Origin of the sequence: Paenibacillus provencensis (genome assembly GCF_042678545.1) — a bacterium.
Taxonomy (GTDB): Bacteria; Bacillota; Bacilli; order Paenibacillales; family Paenibacillaceae; genus Paenibacillus; species Paenibacillus provencensis.
In genome coordinates this window covers 342778-367355 of record NZ_JBHTKX010000001.1, presented here as the reverse complement: position 1 = coordinate 367355, position 24578 = coordinate 342778, and the positions used below count along the sequence as shown (strand labels likewise).

Genomic DNA, 24578 nt, shown 5'->3' with positions numbered 1-24578 from the left:
GTGTCCTCCTTTATCGTTCCTGCTCCGAAATATCCACGAAGGCCTTCTGCATCGAGTAGTAGCTCTCTTTGAGGCGCTCACTGTACTGGACAGCTTCCCACGACTTCCATGTATATGGAGTAATCGTTGTCAGATCAAGACTCTCTTCTGCACCACCTGGCCAGGATACTGCCTCTGTCTTTCTCTCTGTAAGCCAAGGGATGAATCTTATTCCTTCTGTAGTAACCGTCTTGAAGACACGCTCCTCGCCTACCGAACTGTAATCAACCACCTGATGCGAGCTCGGATCGCCAAACCCAAGCAGCATCCACGGGATACGCAGTTCAATTTCTCGGCCTTCATACTGCCATAAGGTAAGGGAATCGAAGTCTTCGGACGCTGGGTCCGAGTTCCCTCTATTCAGCGTACCTATCACTTCATCCATGTAAGGATGAGCAAATTTGGTATCCGGTGGTGACATCTTCAGACTGATGGCCAGTCTCCATGGGACAAAGGAAGGCGTGTTTGTGGGCTGTTCCTCAAGCATCCAATATCCTTCAGGTCCATACAGCCGCTGATTGAAATCATAGCTTTTTGCGATGTTAACAGCTGATTCCTCATCCTTGCCCACCGTAATGACCGTTTCCAAATCTCCGCCTTCAATCGTTTTGCCAGGCAGCTCCTCAGCAGGCTGATTTCCACCGACTAGTGTGTCGGTCCCAATACTGAGCTTTGTTTTATCCGGATCAAAAGCTTCATTGAGCGTAATTCCGATATATACGTAAGCTTCATCGTGAGTCATCTTCATGCTTTCGATGCCCTCAACATCTCCCTGCCACTGCTGGACCTCTCTTTCGACAACCGAGCTCCAATCGTCGAGACTGCCATCGATAAGCAGCTGATTCTGCTTCCCGGCTTCCATCGCGAGAACGCCAAACATCTTCTCGTTCGTCAGCACGTTCAGCCAGAACGATCTTCGGTCTGCAGGAATTTCAATCGGCATCGTGTTCCACGTTTTCTTGAACCACTCATCCTGCCACATGAAGAGAATGGCTCCAGAATACCCCTGATCATATATATCCTTGGTGAGTGATGCATTGATTTCGCCCTGCTCCTGCTCGTTGTGTCCACCTTGATCCTTCCCGCCTGATCCATAGTGGGATATTCCCAAGGAAGCCGGAACACCGTATTCTGTAATCATTACAGGCATATCGGTAAACTCGGATTTAAGCTTTTGCAAATAGGCTTTGTAGGTGTTGTACTCCCCATTATCATCCTTAATTGTCTGAAGTGTTTCATCGGTGCGGAAGAAGTCAGGGTAGTACGGGTACACATGGTATGCCGCAAAATATCCGCCCTGCCAATCCAGCGGCTCGATGTGTCTGGCATCCACACTGACCAGATCCTCTTCAAACAGCGGCTCACCTGGATGTGAGAGTACATCGGTGGTGACCCAGTTCGTAAAGGTCATCGGATGCTCCCAGCCATATTGCTGCTCTTCGCTCGCTACGTGATCGAGCAGCTCCGCAAGCCAGTTCTCAAACGGAGTTGCATCTTCCGTACCGGCAAAATGCTTGCCGACATAACGAGGATGATCCTTATACTGCTTGTTGGTGTTATCCACCATATGTGGGTCCCATTCCGTTCCTAGATGCCATGCCATCAAATATTGTCCCGCATTCGCTGTGTACTTTCCGCTCGACTCTCCTTTTACAGGGGGGATATCGGCATTACCGTATACTGCCGAAACGGCTTTTTCAATCTCTGACTTGAACTTCTCCTGAATGCCTTCCGCATATGCATCCCGCTGCTCGATAAGCTGTTCCTCAGGCGACCAAATGCCCTGGATAAAATATAGGGGATGCTCTTCCCCTTTGTTGTATTCAACAAGTGCGGAATAAAATACAGGCTGATGGACAGTGTATACACGAATGACATTTGCACCCATTTCCTCAATCTGTTTAAACCATTTCAGGTAGTCCTCTTTCTCTAGAGGAAATTCACCCGGATAATGCCCCGGCTTGGTAGAGCCCAGATTAACTCCTTTGACGAACAGCTCCTCCCACACTCCCTCTTGGGTGTACTGCAGGAATCGATCGCCTTCCGTCCTGAATTTCATTCTCGTCCCATCTTCAGCAGCATAGGTAAGCTGAGTCGGTTTAAGCAGAATATATCCAAGCCCTCCTCCCCCGCCGATCAGCAGGACGCCTGCCAAAATCCATAGGGCAAGACGTTTTCTCTTTCGTTTGCTCATGGCTTTTGTTTCGCTCCATCTCTCTAAATTTGTTTCGCTCCATCTCTCTAAATTGTGAGTTCCCCGTATCAAAACATGTATCTCATGCTGATCGTTCAACTGCCTTAAAAATTTTTGCTTACTTTTTTAAGATAACGCTCGAATGCGTTTCTCTTAAATCCAGCCCGTGACACCTGCACGGTTCATAAATAACTATATCGTCATGCTTTCACTTTTGTAACTAGGCTAATGGAAGGAAAGATGGAGATGGATACTAATGCCCATTTTGCTTGATGTCTGCCTAAGACCTTGCCTCTTCCTCCCCAAGCTCCCCCTCTGCCTATAGCCCATCCCATGTCCCAGGATATTTACGAACCCTGCACCCTTCTACGATTCGCAGCGAAAAATCGTCTGAGCGCCTGTGTTTACTACGCCGACCCGTTCCATATCACTTATGCAGAACGATGATTTTAGGAATCGGTTTACGCTGTCCTCCTATAGTTTAACGCATAGCATTACCCAAAGTTACTTACTTTTTTACATTTTTAACCATAGTTATTACAAAATTGATACAATAGTCCGATAAAAAAACGGCGAAAAAGCCTGATATATCAACATTTTTGATTTTTTTCGTTTTTATCAAAAAAGGACGTGAGTCCTGCATAGGCATGGTCCATATTTAATATTAATTTACATTCCTATTTTTGTATGCCTTTTCATAACTCAAAGGTCTCAAATAACTAACATGATATGTAAAAATACAAGTCTATTTTCCTAATTCGCTGTTCTGTTTGACAAACTTTTGAACTTTCATATGTTTTCAAAAAAATTCCGGTTGCTGTATGTATATTTCTCCGTTATCCTAATAAAATAAGAACATGTGTTCCGTATAATCTGAACTCTGTACTACTAGTCACGTTCCTTGGTTCAAGTTATATGCAAAATGGAGGGGAGCCTGCGTTATGGAACGAATTAAACGCGTTATTATGCTGGCAGATTGCCAATCCTTTTATGCGAGCGTGGAGAAATCGGCCCATCCCGAGTATGCAAACCGGCCGCTTGTCGTAGCAGGCGACCCTGCCCGGCGTTCCGGAATTATACTGGCAGCCTGCCCTATTGCGAAGTCCTACGGAATTACAACGGCAGAACGCCTGTCGGACGCGCTTGCCAAATGTCCGGATGTGGTGGTGGTTCGGCCCCGGATGTCAGAATATATTCGCGTCTCTCTCCATATTACGGATATTCTCCAGTCTTATACTGATCTCGTTGAGCCCTATAGTATTGATGAACAGTTTCTTGATGTTACCGGCAGCCTCGGCTTGTTCGGCAGTCCTGAGGAGATTGCTCTCCGTATTCAGAAGCAGGTCATGCAGGAAACCGGCGTATATGTAAGACTGGGCATCAGCGATACAAAGGTTGTGAGCAAGATGGCTTGTGATCTTTTTGCCAAAAAAAATAAAAACGGCATCTATGTTCTTCCCAAAGAACGTATTGCGGATAAGCTGTGGCCGATGCCCATTCGGGAAATGTTTATGGTCGGCTCCCGGATGTCACGCCATTTTTACAAGATGGGGATCCATACGATCGGCGACTTGGCCCGCACTCCTCTCCCGAGACTCCGTGACCGCTGGGGAGTTAACGGCGAGGTGCTGTGGCGCATCGCGAACGGCATGGATCAATCGCCTGTCATGCCCAGCACCTTCCACCAGCAGCAAAAAGGTATCGGCCATCAAATGACGCTGCCAAGGGACTATACGACCTGGTCAGAAATTCAGGTGGTACTGCTCGAGCTATGCGAGCTGGTAGCCAGACGCTCCCGGGAGAAAAGTCTCATGGGAAGTGTCGTTTCTGTAGGCTGCCGGGGCATCGACTTTGATAAACCGACCGGCTTCTCGCGCCAGATGAAGATTGAAGAGCCTACTCACATTACCGATGAGGTCTATGAAGCGGCCAAAACGCTCTTCCTGCGTCACTGGGATGGTGAGCCTGTACGGCGGATCGGCGTATCACTGACAGACCTTGTACCTGATACAGAATATCAGCTGACCTGGTTCGATGAACGTGAACAGAAGCGGGAGCTGGAGAAGGCAACCGACGAGATTAAACGAAGATTTGGAGACACCGCTATCATGCGTGCTTCCTCTCTGCAAAAGGCCGGGCAGGCACATGATCGTTCTCGTAAAATTGGAGGTCATTACCGATGAGTAAAAAGTTAGAACGCAATGGATTGTTTGAATCCTCACGCATGATGCTTCCTGAGCACCGGGAAGCCTATGTTTCGCATCAGCAAAGGCTCGCGCCCAAGGCTCGCCCTCAGCTCGATCCTCAAGCAGCTGAAGAAATGTCGCGTTTGCTTGCTGAGTCTCTTATGCTGTATACAGAGATAACCGTTGTCCTCTTTGACGAGCTGGATGATATACTGATCAGCGGCATCGTGGTCAAATTCGATCAAGCTTCACGCTCCATCCGCCTTCAGGATGAGGAAGGCATGCTTCATGAAGTTCGAATGCGACATATTATCGAGGTGCGCTCTGGCCGTTAAATACGTTATACTCTAATCGTATTCCATAGTCAGAATACTTAGTCAGAATGCCTAAGACCCTTTTACAGGAGATTTGGACGAAGGATAGACAGCGATTGCTGCTTGGAAATATAGGAGGGCTTCACCGATGTGCGGACGATTTACGCTTGGAATATCACTTGAGGAATTGATGCTCCGCTATATGCTGGAGGAGATTCCGGATTATATTGACTATAGACCTCATTATAATATTGCGCCGACACAGCGAATTATGGCTGTGATTCATGATGGATCACAAAGACGTGCCGGTACGCTAAGGTGGGGACTGGTTCCACATTGGGCCAAGGACCTCAGCATAGGAAGCCGAATGATCAATGCTCGCAGTGAAACTGTGCTGGATAAGCCTGCTTTTCGGGAGTCGTTTCTTCGCAAGCGGTGCCTTATTCCCGCAGATGGCTTTTATGAGTGGCTGAAAGAGGAGAACGGGACCAAAACGCCTTATCGCATCATTCCCCGGACGGGCTTGTTCAGCTTTGCCGGGCTGTATGATACATGGGTTGATCCTGAAGGACAGCGAATCAGCACCTGTACCATTCTGACTACAAGCCCAAATGCGCTTATGAGCCGTATACATGATCGGATGCCGGTCATTCTCCCTCCTGGCCTAGAGCAGCTGTGGCTGAATCGCACCGTTCAGCAGCCAGGGGAGCTCCTTCCGCTTCTCCGCCCTTATCCGGAAGAAGAGATGGAGGCTTATCCCGTATCACGTGCCGTTAATCGGGTCGCTAATGACAGTATTGAATTAACACATCCTTTGGCTTAGACCCAGCTATAGGACCAGTTTGAAGGAAAACAAGGGACCTCGCAGAAATTGCGAGGTCCCTTGTTTTTAACGAAACATCCCCCACAGCTTGATTAAATGCAGGGTATTATTCGGATCAATTTTTTGATCAATCACGAATTTAACGAACTTATCTTCATCTGCCGAAGTCATTTTTTCATTCAGTATGGCTGCAGATGATTTGACCAACCGTCTGACCTTCGCACTATTTTGCAAATCGGCCTTGGTCACGCCATCAATCAACACTTTAATTTTTTCCTTCATCACCGGGTTCTTCATTTTGGTCTTCACCCGTTCCACCAACTGTGAACTAATACCATATTTTTGATAGCTCAACAGAACATCGCACCTCCCCCGCCTAAATCGTAGTCCTCCACTACTATATGCCGGGGGAGCTCGTACACTTGACCTTATTTTTTTATGCTAATCCATCACTTCGCCCTGGAATATCTGCTCTCGCTGCAAATAATCGCGCAGCGGTGCATAGGCAGGCGAAGTCCAGAACGCTTCATTGCCAACAAGCGAGGCTGCATCATCTCTGGCCATTTCAAGCACTTCGAAATCACTGACCATGTCCGCGAGCTTGAAATCGGGCAGCCCGCTTTGCTTCGTACCAAAAAAGTCACCTGGACCACGAAGATCCAGGTCACGTCTCGACACCTCAAAACCGTCCTCCGTCTCGGTCATGACCTTCATTCGTTCTTGGCCCACCTCCGATTTCGGATCAGCAATCAGAATACAATAAGAGGCATGGGAACCCCGACCGACACGACCGCGAAGCTGGTGCAGCTGAGATAAGCCAAAGCGCTCTGCATCCATAATGATCATAAGCGTGGCATTGGGAACGTCGACTCCAACTTCCACGACCGTTGTAGATACCAACAGCTGGGTTTCATTTTCATAAAACAGCTTCATCGCCTCATCTTTTTCGGATGGAGTCATCCGGCCGTGCAGAAGACCCACCTTATATTGTGGAAGCGCCTGCTGCATGGCGACATGCAAATCTATTGCATTCTGAACATCCAGCTTGTCCGATTCCTCTATAAGCGGGCAGATCAGATATGCCTGGCGTCCCAGCTCCAGCTCCCGGGTAATAAAGCCGATGACCCGATCCATCATGTCATGCTTGACCCAATACGTCGAGATCGGAATCCGGCCCTTCGGCCGCTCGGAGATCGTAGAGACATCAATATCCCCAAACGCCGTAATAGCCAGCGTTCGCGGAATCGGCGTTGCCGTCATGGTCAGCACATCCGGGTTATAGCCTTTGCGCCTGAGAACACTTCGCTGATTGACGCCAAATCGGTGCTGCTCATCTGTAACGACAAGTCCAATATTTCTGAAGTACACATCCTCCTGAATTAGAGCATGTGTGCCAACGACGACATCAATCAGCCCCATTTGCAGGGCGGACAGAATTTCTTTTCGCTTCTTCCCAGGCGTGCTTCCTGTCAGCAGAGCAACTTCAATTCCGAACGGAGTGAACAGCTTCTCCAGGGATCGCATATGCTGCTCAGCCAAAATTTCGGTCGGCACCATCAAGGCTCCTTGAAATCCGGATCGTACAGCGGCATACAGAGCAATAGCAGCAATCACCGTTTTGCCTGAACCCACATCGCCTTGAAGCAGCCGGTTCATACAGTGGGGAGAACGCATATCCTGCAAAATTTCAAGCTCTACCCTCTTCTGGGCATCTGTCAGCTCAAAGGGCAGGCTGCGTACAAACTCGCGGATCGTTGCATTCGAAGCGGTATGTACGATTCCGTCGGTTTTCCCACGATTGATGGCCCGAAAAGCCTGCATTTTTAACTGAAACAAAAAAAGCTCTTCAAACACCATACGGCGACGAGCTTCTTGTCCCAGCTGAGGATCACCTGGCTGGTGAATCAGGGCAATTGCCTTTTTCCGGGGCATTAGCTTGTACTTCCTCAGCAGCTCCTCTGGAAGCAGTTCGGGCACCATCTCTCCAAACTGAAGCAGCGCCTGGTTTATCGTCTTGCGCATCCAGTTCTGCGTTATCTTTCCCCCCACAGAATAGACAGGCTGAACGGAGCCCGAGCGCACGGCCCCCTTATCGGGAAATTCCGAATCCGATACCGTCATTTGCATACGCTTTTGGTCCCATTTGCCGGTAAGCGTAATCTCCCGGTTCGGCGTCAGCTGATCCTTCAAGAAATGCCGGTTAAACCAAGTCGCCGTAAACATAAAATCCTCTGCCATCATTCTGCAGGTCAGTCTTGATTTCTTACCGTATCGTTGAAGCACGGGCACACCCATGATTTTGGCCTGAACCGTAACCCGGTCCCCATCCTTCACCTCTGTCAGTGATTTCAGACGGTAATCCTCATAACGAAATGGAAAATACTCAAGTAAATCCTTAATCGTATAAATGCCAAAGGCGTGAAGCTCTCCTTCCTTAAGAGCACTCACGCCGCTGACCTGCTTCACCGATGTTTCTTCTAACAACATAAAGCATCCCTCATATCTTATGCCGGCCACACAAAGATCGCGATGGTTCCGAATCCGACATGACTTCCAATGACGGCGCCGATGTTCGGATACACCACTTCGTTCAGCTCAAACCGGGTCTTCATCAGCTCCACGAAGGTTTCTGCCGATGCCGGATTTGCGGTATGACCGACAGCTATATTGATTCGTTTCCCGGCAAAATCACTCTCGAACATTTGGACGATGCGTTCCATTGCCTTCTTCTGACCTCTTACCTTCTCAACGGCATAAATCACGCCCTCTTCATCAATAGAGAGCACAGGCTTAATGTTCAGCAATGTACCAAGAATCGCAGAGGCTTTGCCAATACGTCCGCCTTTTTGCAAATATTCCAGTGTATCGACTAGAAAATAGAGCTTGCGTTCCTTATGAAGCTTAAGAACAGCTTCTGAAATCTCAGCCGCGCTCTTCCCTTCAGAGGCAAGCCGGGCAGCATGCACCACAAGCAGCCCGTATCCATAGCTGGCCGACTTCGAGTCAATTACGGTAATATCTGCTTCACTCTCGTCTTCAAGCATGGATTTGCCAAGCATAGCAGATTGGTACGTACCGCTCATCCCGGAAGATAAATGTATAGAAACAATCTGACAGCCCGGATGGGTCTCGTTGAGTTCCTTGTATACATTCATAAATTCGATTGGGGAAGGCTGGGAAGTTGTCGGCAGCTCCTTAACTCCCCCAAGCTTCTCATAGAACCTGGATGCACTCAGTTCAATTCCGTCGAGATAGGACTCCTGTTCACTAAACACGACACGCAGGGGCACGATCTTAATTCCGTACTGATCCACCACCTGATCTGGAATATCAGCAGTACTATCCGTGACAATAAATACTTTGCTCATGAAGCGCAAGCCTCCTTATCTAATTTCAGGCTTCAACAGCGAACAGATAAGAATAGACAGGCTGTCCTCCCTGATGCACTTCCACTTCCGCATTAGGATATTCAGCAGCAAGCCATGACGCGAGGCGTTCCGTTTCCGTCTCTATCGCTTCTTCACCTGCAAGGATCGTAATGACTTCATCACCGCTTACAATCATCTTATGGAGCAATTGCTCGCATGTATCCAGAAGTCTTTCCTCGGTAGCCACGATCTTGGAGTCATGAATCCCTATGAAATGGCCCGCTTTGATCTCAAGATCATCAAACGTAGTATCTCTCACCGCATAAGTCACTTGTCCCGAACGGACATGTGCAATGGCTTCAAGCATATTTGACTCGTTTACTTCTGCACTTTCATCTTCCTGGAACGCGAATGCAGCCGAAATCCCTTGCGGAATCGTCTTGCTAGGAACAACCGTTACCTCACGCTCGCCTTCCAGTAGATCTCGAGCCTGCTTGGCCGCCAGCACTATGTTCGAGTTGTTGGGAAGGATAAAGATGTGCTTCGCATCAATAGAATGAATGGCCTTTACAAAATCCTCTGTACTCGGATTCATCGTTTGTCCACCGGACAATACAATATCAATCCCTAGACTCTTGAACACATCAGATATTCCCTGCCCGGATGCAACCGAAATGAAACCAAACGGAGCAAGCTCATCGGCAGGAGGAATGGACGGCTCAGGCGCTTCCTCGCGTTCTGGAGGAATATCAGCAAACAATTCGGGTGCCGGCGCAATGTCCATTCCAGCCGTAAGCAAATCACGGTGCTGCTCACGCATGTTCAGAATATGGATCTGTGTGATCTCACCATAGCGAAGCGCCAGATTAAGCACGTCTCCCGGAGCTTTGGAATGGACATGGACCTTAATCACTTCATCATCAGAAATAATAATGATCGAATCTCCATTTACTGACAGCGCTTTCCTAAAATCTTCCTCATCAAAATTCGTCTCACCTGCATCTCCGAGCTGACGATTGATAAAGAATTCCATGTCATATAAGAATTCAATATCTTCTGTCTCAAGTCTTGCCTGTGCCGATATCGGCATTTCAGGAGAAATCGGAGTCTTTGGTGCCGGAGCCGGAATTACAGGCGCTGCAGGCACTTCCTTCACTAGCGTGGAAGCCGTAGTTTTGCCCTCCGTGTTCAGCAGGTAGTCCATGAAACCTTCATAAATATATACAAGACCTTTTCCACCCGAATCTACAACACCAACCTGCTTCAGCACAGGCAGCATCTCAGGGGTCAAGGCAAGAGTTTCGTTTGCTTTCTTAAGCACTTCGCTCATGAGTTCCGTAATGTCGTTGGTCCGTCTCGCATAATAACCGGCATGCTTCGCAGCTTCCTTCGCGACAGTAAGAATCGTGCCTTCTACGGGTTTAACTACTGCCTTATAAGCTGTATCCACACCACTTTGCAAAGCAGCAGCAAACTGAAGAGTATTCAGCTCCTCATATGGGGCAGCGTAACGGCTAAAGCCCCGGAACAACTGCGATAGAATAACACCGGAGTTTCCGCGTGCGCCCATAAGCAGGCCTTTCGATAAAATACCTGCACAGCTGCCGATGGAGCTTGCGCTGTTTCTTTTTAATTCGGCCACACCGGCACTCATCGTCAAATTCATATTCGTTCCTGTATCACCGTCTGGGACAGGGAATACATTAAGGGAATTGACGTGTTCAGCATGCTTCTGCAATTGATCCGCTCCGGCCAACACCATTGCGTTAAAATCTGTTCCATTTAAAGAACGTTTACTCAAGTGAGAATTCCCCTTCCTAGCATGATGCATAAGTGCACAACCAATACCAAAGACTTAGTATGCACTTAACATCCGTTGTTCCCGTCATCCGACGGGCAGCGGCTTTCTTCCGCAGTATTATGGACTATACATCATTGTACTATAATCAAGTATAGAAATAAATAAAGTTTTTGTTTTTATTGACTAAGCTTTTTCCTATATGATATTATATTTAAGTATTGTTTTATGCAGGTATATTGGATTGATTACAACCATTGACTTGCGGATAACGGTTACTTTCAGAATAGGAGGTGTAATCTATGTCTCGCAAATGTTATGTGACAGGTAAGAAACCTGGTAGCGGTAACCACGTGTCTCACGCTAACAACCGTAACCGCCGTTCCTGGGGCGTAAACGTTCAAAAAGTCCGCATTCTGGTGGACGGTAAACCAAAACGCGTTTATGTTAGCACTCGTGCTCTGAAAGCCGGTAAAGTTACTCGCGTATAATTGATTTTGAATACAAAGCAAAAAGCACCTTGCCATTATATGACACAGGTGCTTTTTTCGTACCCGTATTCGCCTGCGATCCTTCAACTGCAGCCTTTTTTACGTTATTAGAAACCCCTTTTTGAATCTGTTATTTCTGGAACGTGTTAAGGATCGCTTTTACAAAACCCCCCAAAAACTTCGGAAGCTTAAATGTGTAAAATTTCATAGTTCACCCTCCCATCATCCTCATGCGCTCCACCTTTTATCGTGCCAGAAGCCTCTCCTTCTTACCGCTATCCCTAACTGCAACGATGCAAACGAAAAAAAGGCTACATGAGAATCGCGCTCATGTAACCATGTTTATGCAGTATGTGTTCAGCCTATTCCATAGAGACTAGCTTAATCCTTCTGAAGGATTGGTCATAAAAATATAAGCAGATAAAACAAAGATAAACAAAATGAAATATAGTACGGTGAACACAATAAATGAAATTCTTACTGACTTCTTATCGAACTTCTTAAAGAACCATATGACCAAAATAACACCAAGTAAGGAAACAACTGCATTGATTGGAGAAGGCAGCAGTGTGAATGACCCCAGCAGAATTCCTGTGACCAGACTGGCAAGCGAAGTCCATAGTGCTTCTTTTAGTGTCATTGGTTAGTTATCCTCCAATACTTTGCCGGATCTCATTGATGGCCTCTGCACGGTCTGTACGGCCAAATACCGCGCTGCCGGCAACCAGAACGTCAGCCCCTGCCTCGACGACCAGAGGAGCTGTCTCCTTCGTAATGCCTCCATCTACTTCAATATGAACGTTTGAACGTCCCAATTCATTAAGCTCATTCCGAATTTGTCTGATCTTCTGGATCGTTCTCGGAATGAAGGCTTGTCCTCCGAAGCCCGGATTGACTGTCATTACAAGGACCATATCAACATCCCCCAGCACTTCGCTAATCGCGCTTGCTGGAGTTCCTGGATTAATGGCTACTCCAGCCAGGATACCCTGCTCTTTGATCATATGAATGACTCTGTGCAGATGGACACAGGCCTCGGCATGAACTGTAATCATGCCTGCTCCTGCCTTGACGAAGTCAGCTATGTAATTCTCGGGATTCTCAATCATCAAATGGACATCCAGCAACAAGCTGGTATGCGGCTTGATGGACTGTACAATGGGAGCTCCCAGCGTAATGTTTGGAACAAAATGGCCATCCATAACATCAACATGAATCCAATCTGCGCCGGAAGCCTCCGCTTCGGCAACTTCTGCGCCCAGCCGGGCGAAATCTGAGGACAGGATAGATGGTGCAATTAATACTGACATGTTTAGTACCTCCGTTTCTTATCTTTCATTTCCTCCAAGAACTGCACATAGTGTGTGTATCTGCTCTCGGCAATGCGGCCTTCTTCTTTGGCTCTAATCACTTCGCAGCCTGGTTCATGTGTATGAGTACAGCCCCGAAATTTACACCCTCCGGCATACTCACGGAATTCTCTGAAGCAATCGCTCAGCTCCTCTACGCCAATCTCCAGGAAATCAAGCTGACTGAAGCCAGGAGTATCTGAAACAAACCCGCCGTTATTCAGCGGGATGAGCTCTACATGACGGGTTGTGTGCTTGCCTCTGCCCAGCTTCATGCTTATAATACCCGTTTCAAGCTCCAGCCCTGGAAGCAGAGCGTTGAGAAGCGAGGACTTGCCTACACCTGATTGACCCGAGAAGACACTGATCTCTCCAGCCAAGCGCTGCTTCAAGCGATCCATTCCAGTGCCATGACGTGAGCTGGTAATTATAACTTCATAGCCTATAGACTCATACAGACGGACAAGCTGGGCGTAACGATCATCAGACTCGTCAGCAAGGTCCATTTTCGTAAGGCAGATTACCGCTTGAAGACCCGCCTGTTCAATATGAACGAGGAACTTGTCCAACAGCTGAACATTCATTTCCGGTTCCTTGAGCGAGAATACCAATACGGCGAGGTGCGCATTGGCCACGGGAGGGCGGATCAGTTCGGTGTCTCTTGGTAGAATTTCTTCAACCGTTCCTTCCCCGTTTTCGGTAAGCGTATATTTTACATAGTCACCTACAAGAGGAGTAATCCCTCTTTTCTTAAAAATGCCTCTAGCCCTGCATTGAACAGCAGATACATCTGTATCCGGTGTTCCGCGATCGAGAGCAGGTTTAACGTAATAATATCCGCTTAACGCTTTGATAATAACTCCCTCCAGCATAGTTCACCGCCCTTATAGGTTTGAAAAAAATTGATCTCTAATCTAATGAAGAACAGGCGCCCTTAAGGCGCCTAGAATGAGGGATGCAGCTAAATTTCCAGTAGCCAAGTCACTCTTCACCGTCTTCATCTTCATCTTCATCTTCATTCTCGTTATTTCCCCGGCCCTTGCCGTTATTGCCATTGTTATCGTTGTTTCCATTGCCTTCATCATTATCATTATTGCCATTGCTATTACTACCGTTATTGTTCTCGTTACCCGAATCATCTGGATTAGGTTCCTCATCTGGACCTGAGCCTTCCTCGCCATCTCCTGCATTGTTATCAGGAGTGACCGCCGGGCCAATCTCAGGTGTTGTAACCGTTCCGTTCTTCGCATCAAAATATCTGACTTCAAACGTATCCATGAGCTGGTCATCACGGTACACAGATACAACTCCATCCTTGTTCGGAGCCAGAATGAGCGGTACTGTCAGCGTCTTTGTCTTGTTAATCGTCTTCGTACCATGCTCTTGATTCTCTCCTCTGGCATCCGTGAAGGTAATACGGATCTTGCTGTCTTTGCCTTCTTCATGAGGAGCTACCGAAATATTATAATTATACTCGATCGTCTCTGGTGAAAACCCCGTGCTTACATAGATCGTAATCTCCGTACCCGGAACAACCGGGGCCCCAGCTTCATATGGCCACTGCTGAGTAACTCTGCCTTTCTCCACCTCAAAGCTTGACTCTTCTTTGACCGGTGCGACAGTCAGTTTGTTCGCTCGAATCAGCTCTTCGGCTTCTGCACGGGTCTTGTTAATCAAATCAGGCATTTCGACCATTTCCTGGCCTTTACTTACTCTCAGTGTAATTACATCTATTTCTGGATCGAAGGGCTGTCCTGCCGCAATGGACTGTCCAATGACTTCATTGACAGACTCATCACTGAATTCCTCAGATGTTTTGATTCGATCTTCACTCATGCCAAGTGCAAGCAATGCTTGAACTGCATCTTCATAGTTTCGACCCGTAAGCTCAATCATGTCTTCCGTCGGCTTCTCTACACTTACCGTGAGGTCAATTAGCGACCCCTTCTTCACCACGGCGCCTTCAGGCCTGCTCTGCTCGTAAACGATTCCCGGATCGACACCTTCTTTATATTCCTGAAAGACCTGGTTTACCTCTATTCCCTGGTCCGCGAGCAAGGTTCTGGCTTCTGCTTCGGTCTTATCTATAACCCGAGGTACGGTTACTTCCGGCACGACAAGCGCACTCTCGACGTACCATACGACACCAGCCAGTGCAACTAGAATAATCAGCGTCAGCGTGACCCAAAAAGCTGCCCGCTTCTTCGATTTTTTCTTCTTGGACTTGCCATCTGTCACCGCTTCGTCCGGAGCCATTTCAGGCGCATTCGTATAGGCTGTCCCGCGTGGTTCCGGTTTGATCGCAGGAATGATACGAGTTTGATCTGTATCAAACTCATCATCGAATATGAGCTTCTCCTCATTCAGTCGATCCGGCAGCAAGCAGGTCTCCAAATCGCTGAGCATTTCAAGCGCAGATTGATAACGCTCATTCGGATTTTTGCGCATCGATTTAAGAATAATATTCTCTACGCTCTGCGGAATAAGCGGGTTAACGACACTCGGCTCCTCGAATTCCTCCTGCAGATGCTTCAGTGCTACACTGATTGGACTCTCCCCAAGAAACGGTAGCTGTCCGGTCAGCATTTGATAGATGACAATACCCAGTGAGTACAAGTCGGATTTCTCACCCGTTACAACACCCTTGGCATGCTCAGGAGAAAAATAATGCACCGAGCCGACAACCGAACCTGTCTGAGTAATCGTCGTCGAGGTCACAGCACGTGCTATTCCGAAATCTGTAACTTTGACCCTTCCATTTTTGCCAATCAGAATATTATGCGGCTTAATATCGCGATGAATAATTTGATTATGATGGGCATGATCCAGTGCATCCGCAATCTGTGCAGCAATTCTGACAGCTTCATCGACTTGAAGCGGAGCACGCTCTTTTATAATTTCATTCAGGTTCTGACCTTCAATGTACTCCATCACAATGTAATGGATGTCTTCTTCCTGACCTACATCATAAATACTAACTACATTCGGATGAGACAAGGATGCAGCCGATTGGGCTTCTCGTCTAAACCGACGAATAAACTCCTCATCATGAACGAATTGCTGACGAAGAACCTTGATCGCTACATTACGTCCGAGCAAAATATCGTGCGCTTTGTATACCAGGGCCATTCCGCCTCCGCCGACGCGCTCAATCACTTCATAACGTCCGCTCAGCTGATGTCCGATCATGATTCAACCCCCTCTTCCGCTACGCTTAAAGGGCCCGCTGGCATTTCAAACAGAGCAACTGTAATATTGTCGTCGCCGCCGGCCAGAAGTGCAAGCTGCAGCAGCCTGTCTGCCCGTTCAGACAAAGGCAGATCAGCTTGGCCAATCACTGTTGCCATCTGCTCACTGCTGACCAGATTGCTTAGGCCATCACTGCACAGCATAAGCACATCCCCGGCTTCCAGAATGACAGGGTATAGATCCACGGACACATCTTCATCCGTCCCAAGCGCTCTGGTAACGACATTTTTTAGTGGATGTACATGAGTCTCTTCTTCACTGATCTGCCCATTCTTGTACAGCTCATTAACTAGTGTATGATCCTCTGTCAACTGTAGTACCTTATTGGCTGTTATCTTGTAAGCACGGCTGTCGCCAATGTGGCCAATGATGCCGGAAGCATCACTCATGAGGAGAGCAACGACAGTCGTCCCCATGTTGTGAAGCTTCTCATCCCCAGCCGCTGTGCGATAGATGACTTCATTCGCGTGCAGAATGGCATCGCTTAGTGCAGCGCTCAGCGATGCACCTGACAAACCAGGCTCAAGCACCGCGAGGTCTTCGGACACCGTTTCTACGGCCAGTCTGCTTGCTGTATCTCCGGCAAGATGTCCACCCATACCATCTGCCACAATACCTAATATATATCCCTGATCCAGATGCCTGATCCAGGCGGAATCTTCATTTACCGAACGAACTCGCCCTATGTGGCTCACATGCACTGTATTCATCACAGTCATATTCTCACCTCAAGCTTCCTTGTGCTTCTCCATATGCTTCGCACGCAGCTGACCACAAGCGGCTGCGATATCATGCCCCTGCTCTCTGCGGATCGTAACGTTCACTCCATGATCAGCGAGGATACGCTGAAACTGGAATATATCCTTGCGAGCGGTTCTGATATATTTACGCTCCGGCACATAGTTTACCGGGATCAGATTGACATGGCACAGCATGTCCTTCAGAACTCCAGCAAGCTCTTCAGCATGCTCCGGCTGATCGTTAACGCCGCCGATCAAAGCATATTCGAATGTAATGCGTCGTCCCGTCTTGCCTTGATAATAGCGAAGAGACTCCATTACATCATCAAATGGGAACCGGCGGTTAACAGGCATCAGCTTCGAGCGCAGCTTGTCATTCGGTGCATGGATGGAGATGGCCAGGTTAATCTGGGTATCCTCATCCGCAAATTTATAAATATTGGGAACAATGCCGCTTGTCGAGACCGTGATATGGCGCTGACCAATATTCAGGCCTTTCTCATGAATCATTGTTCTGAGGAACTTCATTGTCTCATCATAGTTCTCAAACGGTTCACCCGTACCCATAATTACAATACTGCTCACACGTTCATTGCGTTCATCCAGAATTTGCTGTGAGCGCACGACTTGAGCAATGATCTCACCGGCAGTCAGGTTCCGCTTCAAGCCGCCAAGCGTTGAGGCGCAAAAAGTACAGCCGACTCTGCAGCCGACCTGTGTCGTCACACATACACTGTTGCCATAGTTATGCTTCATGATGACCGTCTCAATCGCATGGTCGTCATGCAGTCCGAACAGAAACTTCACTGTACCGTCCTTGGACTCAAACTTCGTAATTTCAGAAAGCGTCACGAATTGGAACTGAGCATCAAGCTTCTCGCGCAAACCTTTCGAGAGGTTCGTCATTTCTGAAAAGTCATTCACTCTTTTTACATAAACCCAGTCGTAGATTTGAGCAGCACGAAACTTTGGCTCCCCATTCTCCATTGCCCACTGCTCCAGCTCTTCGAGCGTGTAATCATATATAAAAGGCTTTGTCATTTCATTCACACCTGTTCTTTCCAATTGATCTATAGACATATTATTACTCATTCTACCCATTTTAGCACATAATTCAGTATTCATCTATGCAGGTCTTTAGGCCACCAACTGCAAAAAGCCGCCAATACCTGACGGTTACTGGCGGCAGTCTTGTTTATTAATCCACTTTTTACGATGATTCAAGCCGTGTCAGTCTTGCAATGTAGAATCCGTCGCTATGAAACTGGTGAGGCAAAATTTGAACTCCGTACTCGTCCATTGTTGCAGAGCGCTGCAGCTCTTCTCTCATCACCAGATGACCCGCAGGAGCAAATTGATCATTCTCCTTCAGGAAGCGTTCCACGACACCGCCATTCTCCGCATGCTCTGTAGTACAAGTACTATATACAAGCGTGCCTCCAGGCTTCAACAGCCTGGATACGCGGCTCAGCAGCTCATATTGCAGCGCGCTGATGGCTTCAACATCCTCTGGGGATTTAGTCCACCGAAGATCCGGCTTTCTGCGAATCACCCCGAACCCAGAGCAAGGCGCATCGAGCAATATGCGGTCAAACGAAGCTTCCTTGTAGCTGGCAGCCAAATCAAGCGCATCATGACATACGGTCTCAATGCTGGCGAGCCCCAGCCGTTCCGCCTGTCTATGAATAAGCTCTACTTTGTGAGGATGAATGTCATTGGCAATAATATGTCCTCGATCCTCCATCTTCTCACCCATATGCGAGGTCTTGCCTCCGGGTGCAGCACAGCAGTCCAGAACGGTCATGCCAGGCTTCGGGTCGACCGCTCCTGCCACAAGCATGGAGCTTTCGTCCTGGACAGAGAGCATCCCTTCCTTATACCAGTCGGTAAGAGCCATATTCCCCCCGCTCTTGACGATAATCCCATCATCACTGAGAAGGGAAGGCTCCACTACCAGTCCTTCCTCCTGCATCTCATTCATCAGCTTCTCTCTTGAGATCATGGTCGTATTCACCCGAACACTGACCGGAGGCGCCTCGTTATTCGCCATACACATCGCTTCAGCTTCCTGCTCCCCGTACTGCTCAATCCAGCGCTTAACAAGCCATTCAGGATGGGAGTGCGTCAGTGCGATGCGCTCTGCGGCAGGAAGGTTCTGAGGAATCGTCAGCTTGTCCCGATTTCTCAGAATATTGCGCAGCACCCCGTTCACCATTCCGGATATGCCCTGATGGCCCTTGCGCTTGGCAATATTTACCGCTTCACTTACCGCCGCATGATCCGGCACCCGATCCAAATATATAATTTGATACAGACTCAGCCTAAGCAAACTTCGAACCCAGGGCTGAAGCTTGGCAAGACCTTTGGCTACATAGGATTCAAGATAATAATCCAGTGTCTTTTGCCGTGCAATGGTGCCATATACCAGCTCCGTGGCTAGTCCCGCATCAGCGGGATTGAGATTCGCCTGTTTCAGCACTTGATTCAGAAGCAGATTGCTGTAAGCCCCTTCCTGCTCCACAGCAGCCAAGATTTGAAGAGCCGCCTCTCTGCTGGATACCTTGCGCTTACCAGAAGCAGCAGACTGAGCACCGCCCTTACCTTTATGCATACTGGATGTATTGCTATGGCGAGGATTTTTGTTGTCTCCTGACTTCACTTCAGCACCGTCCCTGTCTTAAGTGATCCGCCGCGGGCAAAATCACCGGCAGCCATCGCCTTTTTACCCGCAGGCTGCACCTCTGACAGCCACAAAGAGCCGTCACCTGTCTTCACTTCAATGCCCAGCTTGGACACCCCAAGCACTGTCCCCGGCTCTGCATTCATACTAGCATCAGACGCCTGAAGGTATGGCTCAGGGAGTTTAGAAGGATTAATTGTGCCCCAGACCTTAAATACCTGCTCGTCCCACAATGTAAACCCGCCAGAGTATGGAGTGAGTCCCCTGACCTGGTCGTAAATTTGACGTGATTGACGAGACCAGTCGATCTTCTCATCCTCTCGGGATAAGTTCTTTGCATAAGTCGCCTCATCCTCATTCTGGGGAGTGGCCTGCACTTTTCCCTTAATCAAATGAGGCATCTCGCTCATCAGCAGCTCCGCTCCAGCAAGACTGAGCTTCTCAAACATAGTACCCGAAGTATCCTCGTCCTCAATAGCGACCTCTACCTTGGAGATCATATCACCGGTATCAAGACCTTCAGCCATGTACATGAGCGTTACACCCGTAACCTTCTCTCCATTAATGATCGAACGCTGAATCGGTGCACCTCCCCGATATTTCGGCAGTAACGATCCGTGCACGTTAACACAGCCAGAGTGAGGCATATCCAGCACTGATTTCGGCAAGATTTGTCCAAAAGCAGCAGTAATAATGAGATCCGGCTTCCATTTGGCAAGCTCAGCTACAGATTCTTTATCACGAAGCCTTGCCGGCTGAAACACGGGAATACCGTGCTTCAGCGCAGCTTCTTTGACAGGAGGCGGTGTCAGAACCTTTTTTCGTCCTTGAGGTTTATCCGGCTGAGTGACCACAAGGCTGATGTTGTATCCTTCCTCAAGCAGTCTTTCGAGCGAAGGCACAGCAAAGGCCGGTGTTCCCATAAAAACGATGTTCATTTTCATATCTCCTTATTTACCGCGGTTCGGTTCAGCTCCAATTTCATACACTTTTTCTGCGAGGTCCGTAAACAAAACGCCGTTCAAATGATCGATTTCATGCTGGAACGCTCTCGCGAACAAACCACTGCCCGTAACCGTAAATTCTTTGCCATCGCGGTCAAGACCTTTTACCGTAACCGTTTCGGCTCTGCGAACATCCCCGTTATAGCCTGGAATGCTCAGACAGCCTTCGGGTCCAAATTGCTCTCCTTCCGAGCTTACAATCTCAGGGTTGATCATTTTGATCAGACCGTGATCATCCCCTACATCCACTACAATCAGTCGTTTTAAAATGCCGACCTGCGGTGCAGCGAGACCCACACCATCCGCATCATACATCGTCTCCGCCATATCATCGAGCAGTTTCTGTACATTAGGTGTGATCTTCTTTACTTCCTTGGCTACTTTGTGCAATACTTCATCCGGTTCTTTTACAATCAATCGAATTGACATGCTGCTAAACACCTTCCTATGAACGTAAATATTTCAGGATTTCATCATCCTGCTTCATGTTAATTTATATGTTATGAATCCCGATCCTGAACTACATCAGCATCTGTGGATCGACATCAAGGCTTATAAGCAAATCCTTACCCTGAAAATCCTGCTCCATCTTGCTCGCCATATTTTTCACAAGGCCGATGGCATCAATTTCCCCACGCCATTTTATCATACATTGAAACCTGTATCTATTTTTTAATCGCGGCATCGGTGAGGCGACCGGACCCAGAACATCAAAGGCATCTGAACTAAATCGATCCAGACTGCCGAGCAGCCCCATCTTCTGTGCCTGCTCCTTGAGAAGTCTCGTGTAATTCTCGGCTGCCCTCACAAGGACAGGAAGCTGTTCATGTGAGAATGTCACCAGGATCAGCCGGCAATACGGCGGATACTGCAGAGCACGCCTGTGGCCTAGTTCATCCTTGATAAACGAGAGATAATCATGGCTCCCTGCATGCACAATCGAATAATGATCTGGTGTATAGGATTGCACGAACACCTCTCCCGGCAGCTGATGGCGGCCCGCACGACCGGCAACCTGAGTCAGCAGCTGAAATGTTTTCTCAGCCGCCCTGAAGTCAGGCAAATTCAGCGCTGAATCGGCGGTTATAACACCAACCAGCGTCACGTCCGGGAAATCAAGCCCTTTGGCCACCATCTGTGTTCCAAGCAAAATATCTGCCTTTTTCTCACGAAAAGCTTTGAGCAGCTTCTCGTGGGAGCCTTTTTCGGTCGTTGTGTCCACATCCATCCGAATCACCCGCACGCCAGGGAACAGCTTCGCCAGCTCTTCCTCTACTCGCTGAGTCCCCGTGCCAAAATAACGGATATGCTCGCTGCCGCAATCGGGACAAATCTCAGGAGCGGCCTCCGCATAGCCGCAGTAATGACATCTTAGGTTATTGCTTCGCTGATGAAACGTAAGAGAGATATCACACTCCGGACAACTTGCAACATAGCCGCAGCTACGGCACATCACAAAGGTTGAATACCCGCGGCGGTTCAAGAGAAGTACGGTCTGCTCTCCGCGTTCAATCCGCTCCGCAATTCCTTGATGCAGGGCTCTGCTGAACATCGACCGATTACCGTCTTTCAGCTCCTCCCTCATGTCAATGATCCGTACCTTCGGGAGCTCATTGCCCAAGGCTCGGTAGTTCATCTCCATTAGAACCGGGGCAAACTCATCACTAGCTTGTGACCTGGCAGCATAGTAGCTTTCAAGTGATGGCGTTGCGGAGCCCAAGATAACTGCTGCTCCGTGCTGCTTGGAGCGTTCTACTGCCACATCTCTTGCATGATATTTCGGCGTCTCCTCCTGCTTATAGGAGGTCTCATGCTCTTCATCAATGATGATCAATCCCAGCTGATCAAACGGAGCAAACACAGCAGATCGTGCACCGATGGCCACTTTAACCTTGCCTTCACGGATTTTTCGCCACTCATCATATCTCTCTCCGCCTGATAGCCTGCTGTGCATAACGGCAACCTGGTCACCAAAACGTCCCTTAAATCTTTCAACCATCTGCGGTGTAAGTGAAATCTCAGGAACGAGCACAATGGCCTGACGGTTCTGCTTAATGCATCGCTGAATGGCCTGAAGATATACTTCCGTCTTACCGCTGCCTGTCACGCCATGCAGCAGAAATACGCCCTGCTCACGTTTATCCAGCTGTCTTGCAATCCGGTCATAGACTGCCTGCTGTTCCGCGGTGAGCGGAAGCGGCTCAGTTGGCTTGAAATCACGTCCACGGTATGGGTCGCGGAACACTTCCAATTCAGAGATCAAGATCAATCCCTTGTCTTCAAGCCCTTTCACTGTGGCGGCAGACACTTGGAGCGCAGACAGCACATCTTTAAGCGGCATTGGGAGCAGTTCCTTCGCTTCAAGCAAAAAAGATAAGACCTCTTTTTGCCGCTTGCCTTTGGCCGGAAAGTCAGCAAGCGCCTCCTCAGCCTCTCTATCGCTTACAGCAAGATTAACCGCCTTGAGCATCTTCTTCTGCAGCTTGTCCTTGATCATCTGTTCCTCATGCAGGAGGCCGCTGCGAATCAATCGCTTGATTTCCTTTGAATAATCCGGATACCGATGACTGAGATGATCCAGTGTCACCTGTTCCTTGCTCCGTACATATCGAATGATTTCATCCTGGATGGATGGTTCCTCCTGCCGTTCCGGGAGCGCAAATAATACAGGACTGTCATTTGCAGCCTGTGATACCTGCACGGTCTGCTCCTGTAATGGCTCGAACCCTTCTGAAACAGAGATATAACGCTTGGATTTACCCTTCAGCGCAGTCGGAATCATCGCCTGCAAGGCCATAATGGCACTACAGGCGTAATGCTGGCTCATCCATCTGCCAAGCTCAACCAGATCAGGCGACAGCGGCGGAACCAGATCCAGGAGCTCGGCAATCGGCTTCAGCTTGAAGTCTGTGGTTACTGCCTCTTCCAGCCCTACAACAAAGCCCTGAACCGTTCGATGTCCAAAAGGAACACCGACACGACTGCCTACCTCTACCCAGCCCTGAAGCGATTCGGGAATCAAGTAATCAAAAGTGCGGTCCACGTCTTTGGCTGGCACGTCTACTATCACTTTTGCAATATTCACAAGCTCACTTCCTCCCATCCATTCGGGAGGCTGCGATCAGCAGTACTTGTCGTGCTACTTCTTCTTTGGCAGTCACAGGAATTTCTTTAACCAAGCCCTGCCTGTCAAAAATTTTAACCGCATTTGTGTCTGTCCCGAACCCAACACCCTCTTGGGTAACGTCATTAGCAACGATCAGGTCCGCATTTTTACGCTCCAGCTTGGAAGCCGCATGTTGCTCCAGGTCATTCGTTTCTGCAGCAAAACCGATCAAGTATTGATGCGTTTTGGCTTTTCCCAGAGATTCGAGAATATCAACCGTCTTGACGAGCTCAAGCGTCAGTGTCTTGCCGCTCTTCTTGATCTTCTGCTTGGCCGCCTCCAGCGGACGATAGTCAGCAACTGCAGCCGCCTTAACTACGATATCACTCTGATCCCAATGCTCAAGTACTGCTCGATACATGTCATCTGCAGACTGGACAGGAACAACCGTTATTCCTTCTGGATACTTTACTTGCATATTTGCCGCTATTAGCGTGACCTCGGCTCCCATGGCTTTGGCTGTTTTGGCAAAAGCAACCCCCATTTTGCCCGAAGAATCATTGGTAATGTATCTAACAGGGTCAATTCGTTCAATGGTACCGCCTGCTGTAACTACCATTTTTTTGCCAGACAGGGTCTTGCTCGCTTCATCCTCTTTAAAAAAACGCTCAATTACATCCACGATCGTCTCAGGCTCTTCGAGCCGCCCTTTTCCGATATAACCGCAGGCTAGCTGACCTACCCCCGGCTCAATAAAATGCACACCACGTGAATATAAGGTATTCATGTTCTCGATCACGGCTGGATGCTCATACATGTGTACATTCATGGCTGGAGCAACCATCACCGGAGCCGTCGTTGCGAGCAGTGTTGTTGTCAGCATATCATCTGCAAGTCCATGAGCCATCTTGGCAATCACATTCGCTGTTGCCGGTGCAACAAGGACCAGATCTGCAGTGTCTGCCAGGTGAATATGTGAGACAAACGATGCATCACGTTCATCAAAGGTATCTGTATATACCGGATTTCGTGATAAGGACTGAAGGGTCAGCTCTGTAATGAACTCCTTGGCGGATGCCGTCATGATGACGTGCACCTCTGCCCCCTTCTGCACCAGCTTACTCGTCAGCGCAGCCGCCTTATAAGCTGCAATCCCTCCTGAAACACCGAGCACGATTTTTTTACCGTTCAGCATATGTGCTCCCCCTGTTCTTATTAAGATTTGGGACTTATGCGA

The 24578-nt window shown here is 48.5% G+C and carries 21 protein-coding genes; 4 read left to right on the top strand and 17 right to left on the bottom strand.

Annotated elements, in window-relative coordinates:
- Positions 1-10: 10 nt before the first annotated feature.
- On the bottom strand, positions 11-2233 hold the full coding sequence (locus tag ACFQ3J_RS01790; RefSeq protein ID WP_251580935.1) for a hypothetical protein: 2223 nt from the start codon (positions 2231-2233) through the stop codon (positions 11-13).
- A gap of 941 nt (positions 2234-3174) precedes the next feature.
- On the opposite strand from ACFQ3J_RS01790, the gene ACFQ3J_RS01785 reads away from it, so the two are divergent.
- The 3 genes from ACFQ3J_RS01785 (at position 3175) to ACFQ3J_RS01775 (ending at position 5556) form a co-directional block, all read left to right on the top strand.
- Positions 3175-4416: a DNA polymerase IV gene (locus tag ACFQ3J_RS01785; protein ID WP_091158342.1), complete on the top strand. Its 1242-nt coding sequence runs from the start codon at positions 3175-3177 to the stop codon at positions 4414-4416.
- Positions 4413-4754 (top strand): YolD-like family protein, encoded by a 342-nt coding sequence (locus ACFQ3J_RS01780; RefSeq protein WP_091158345.1) that lies wholly within the window; start codon positions 4413-4415, stop codon positions 4752-4754. The genes ACFQ3J_RS01785 and ACFQ3J_RS01780 overlap by 4 nt, the downstream gene beginning before the upstream one ends.
- 127 nt (positions 4755-4881) lie before the next feature.
- Positions 4882-5556, top strand: coding sequence for an SOS response-associated peptidase (locus tag ACFQ3J_RS01775; protein ID WP_251580934.1), 675 nt, complete (start codon positions 4882-4884; stop codon positions 5554-5556).
- Positions 5557-5622: 66 nt separating this feature from the next.
- On the opposite strand, the gene ACFQ3J_RS01770 is transcribed toward ACFQ3J_RS01775, so the two are convergent.
- From ACFQ3J_RS01770 to ACFQ3J_RS01755, 4 genes are all read right to left on the bottom strand, one after another.
- The gene (locus ACFQ3J_RS01770; RefSeq protein ID WP_091158347.1) at positions 5623-5910 is read right to left on the bottom strand and encodes a stage VI sporulation protein F; all 288 of its coding nucleotides are present in this window, start codon (positions 5908-5910) and stop codon (positions 5623-5625) included.
- An 87-nt stretch (positions 5911-5997) separates the two neighbouring features.
- A complete protein-coding gene (recG, locus tag ACFQ3J_RS01765; RefSeq protein WP_091158349.1) occupies positions 5998-8043 on the bottom strand; it encodes an ATP-dependent DNA helicase RecG in 2046 nt (681 codons plus the stop codon).
- 17 nt (positions 8044-8060) lie between these two features.
- Entirely contained in the window at positions 8061-8924 is an 864-nt protein-coding gene (locus ACFQ3J_RS01760; protein WP_091158351.1) for a DegV family protein, read from the bottom strand.
- A gap of 25 nt (positions 8925-8949) precedes the next feature.
- The gene (locus ACFQ3J_RS01755) at positions 8950-10725 is read right to left on the bottom strand and encodes a DAK2 domain-containing protein (protein WP_251580932.1); all 1776 of its coding nucleotides are present in this window, start codon (positions 10723-10725) and stop codon (positions 8950-8952) included.
- Between the two features lie 299 nt (positions 10726-11024).
- Here ACFQ3J_RS01755 and rpmB point away from each other — a divergent pair, with 299 nt between their 5' ends.
- Positions 11025-11213: a 50S ribosomal protein L28 gene (rpmB, locus tag ACFQ3J_RS01750; protein ID WP_047910965.1), complete on the top strand. Its 189-nt coding sequence runs from the start codon at positions 11025-11027 to the stop codon at positions 11211-11213.
- A 130-nt stretch (positions 11214-11343) separates the two neighbouring features.
- On the opposite strand, the gene spoVM is transcribed toward rpmB, so the two are convergent.
- From spoVM to coaBC, 12 genes are all read right to left on the bottom strand, one after another.
- Entirely contained in the window at positions 11344-11421 is a 78-nt protein-coding gene (gene spoVM, locus ACFQ3J_RS01745; protein ID WP_091159225.1) for a stage V sporulation protein SpoVM, read from the bottom strand.
- A gap of 168 nt (positions 11422-11589) precedes the next feature.
- Positions 11590-11853, bottom strand: a complete 264-nt coding sequence (locus ACFQ3J_RS01740; RefSeq protein WP_091158355.1) for a hypothetical protein — start codon at positions 11851-11853, stop codon at positions 11590-11592.
- A gap of 7 nt (positions 11854-11860) precedes the next feature.
- A complete protein-coding gene (gene rpe, locus ACFQ3J_RS01735) occupies positions 11861-12523 on the bottom strand; it encodes a ribulose-phosphate 3-epimerase (RefSeq protein ID WP_091158356.1) in 663 nt (220 codons plus the stop codon).
- Between the two features lie 2 nt (positions 12524-12525).
- Entirely contained in the window at positions 12526-13434 is a 909-nt protein-coding gene (rsgA, locus tag ACFQ3J_RS01730) for a ribosome small subunit-dependent GTPase A (protein ID WP_251580930.1), read from the bottom strand.
- Positions 13435-13543: 109 nt separating this feature from the next.
- Positions 13544-15751, bottom strand: a complete 2208-nt coding sequence (gene pknB, locus ACFQ3J_RS01725; protein WP_251580928.1) for a Stk1 family PASTA domain-containing Ser/Thr kinase — start codon at positions 15749-15751, stop codon at positions 13544-13546.
- A complete protein-coding gene (locus tag ACFQ3J_RS01720) occupies positions 15748-16524 on the bottom strand; it encodes a Stp1/IreP family PP2C-type Ser/Thr phosphatase (protein ID WP_091159227.1) in 777 nt (258 codons plus the stop codon). Before ACFQ3J_RS01720 ends, pknB begins: the two co-directional genes overlap by 4 nt.
- A 15-nt stretch (positions 16525-16539) precedes the next feature.
- Entirely contained in the window at positions 16540-17631 is a 1092-nt protein-coding gene (gene rlmN / locus ACFQ3J_RS01715) for a 23S rRNA (adenine(2503)-C(2))-methyltransferase RlmN (protein ID WP_170862437.1), read from the bottom strand.
- A gap of 130 nt (positions 17632-17761) precedes the next feature.
- Positions 17762-19162: a 16S rRNA (cytosine(967)-C(5))-methyltransferase RsmB gene (rsmB, locus tag ACFQ3J_RS01710; RefSeq protein WP_091158361.1), complete on the bottom strand. Its 1401-nt coding sequence runs from the start codon at positions 19160-19162 to the stop codon at positions 17762-17764.
- A gap of 44 nt (positions 19163-19206) precedes the next feature.
- Complete coding sequence (gene fmt, locus ACFQ3J_RS01705) at positions 19207-20169, bottom strand: methionyl-tRNA formyltransferase (RefSeq protein ID WP_251580926.1); 963 nt, start codon at positions 20167-20169, stop codon at positions 19207-19209.
- Between the two features lie 12 nt (positions 20170-20181).
- Positions 20182-20664: a peptide deformylase gene (def, locus tag ACFQ3J_RS01700; RefSeq protein ID WP_091158364.1), complete on the bottom strand. Its 483-nt coding sequence runs from the start codon at positions 20662-20664 to the stop codon at positions 20182-20184.
- Between the two features lie 91 nt (positions 20665-20755).
- Positions 20756-23320, bottom strand: coding sequence for a primosomal protein N' (gene priA / locus ACFQ3J_RS01695; RefSeq protein WP_091158365.1), 2565 nt, complete (start codon positions 23318-23320; stop codon positions 20756-20758).
- 4 nt (positions 23321-23324) lie between these two features.
- Positions 23325-24536 carry a bifunctional phosphopantothenoylcysteine decarboxylase/phosphopantothenate--cysteine ligase CoaBC gene (gene coaBC / locus ACFQ3J_RS01690; protein WP_091158367.1) on the bottom strand — a complete coding sequence of 404 codons (1212 nt, stop codon included), beginning with the start codon at positions 24534-24536 and terminating at the stop codon, positions 23325-23327.
- Positions 24537-24578: the final 42 nt, after the last annotated feature.

Bases quoted from the DNA above. Each gene is read 5' to 3' on its own strand.
- ACFQ3J_RS01790 (WP_251580935.1), bottom strand. From the start codon at position 2,233: ATGAGCAAACGAAAGAGAAAACGTCTTGCCCTATGGATTTTGGCAGGC.
- ACFQ3J_RS01785 (WP_091158342.1), top strand. From the start codon at position 3,175: ATGGAACGAATTAAACGCGTTATTATGCTGGCAGATTGCCAATCCTTT.
- ACFQ3J_RS01780 (WP_091158345.1), top strand. From the start codon at position 4,413: ATGAGTAAAAAGTTAGAACGCAATGGATTGTTTGAATCCTCACGCATG.
- ACFQ3J_RS01775 (WP_251580934.1), top strand. From the start codon at position 4,882: ATGTGCGGACGATTTACGCTTGGAATATCACTTGAGGAATTGATGCTC.
- recG (WP_091158349.1), bottom strand. From the start codon at position 8,043: ATGTTGTTAGAAGAAACATCGGTGAAGCAGGTCAGCGGCGTGAGTGCT.
- ACFQ3J_RS01760 (WP_091158351.1), bottom strand. From the start codon at position 8,924: ATGAGCAAAGTATTTATTGTCACGGATAGTACTGCTGATATTCCAGAT.
- rpmB (WP_047910965.1), top strand. From the start codon at position 11,025: ATGTCTCGCAAATGTTATGTGACAGGTAAGAAACCTGGTAGCGGTAAC.
- spoVM (WP_091159225.1), bottom strand. From the start codon at position 11,421: ATGAAATTTTACACATTTAAGCTTCCGAAGTTTTTGGGGGGTTTTGTA.
- ACFQ3J_RS01740 (WP_091158355.1), bottom strand. From the start codon at position 11,853: ATGACACTAAAAGAAGCACTATGGACTTCGCTTGCCAGTCTGGTCACA.
- rpe (WP_091158356.1), bottom strand. From the start codon at position 12,523: ATGTCAGTATTAATTGCACCATCTATCCTGTCCTCAGATTTCGCCCGG.
- rsgA (WP_251580930.1), bottom strand. From the start codon at position 13,434: ATGCTGGAGGGAGTTATTATCAAAGCGTTAAGCGGATATTATTACGTT.
- pknB (WP_251580928.1), bottom strand. From the start codon at position 15,751: ATGATCGGACATCAGCTGAGCGGACGTTATGAAGTGATTGAGCGCGTC.
- rlmN (WP_170862437.1), bottom strand. From the start codon at position 17,631: ATGTCTATAGATCAATTGGAAAGAACAGGTGTGAATGAAATGACAAAG.
- rsmB (WP_091158361.1), bottom strand. From the start codon at position 19,162: ATGCATAAAGGTAAGGGCGGTGCTCAGTCTGCTGCTTCTGGTAAGCGC.
- fmt (WP_251580926.1), bottom strand. From the start codon at position 20,169: ATGAACATCGTTTTTATGGGAACACCGGCCTTTGCTGTGCCTTCGCTC.
- def (WP_091158364.1), bottom strand. From the start codon at position 20,664: ATGTCAATTCGATTGATTGTAAAAGAACCGGATGAAGTATTGCACAAA.
- coaBC (WP_091158367.1), bottom strand. From the start codon at position 24,536: ATGCTGAACGGTAAAAAAATCGTGCTCGGTGTTTCAGGAGGGATTGCA.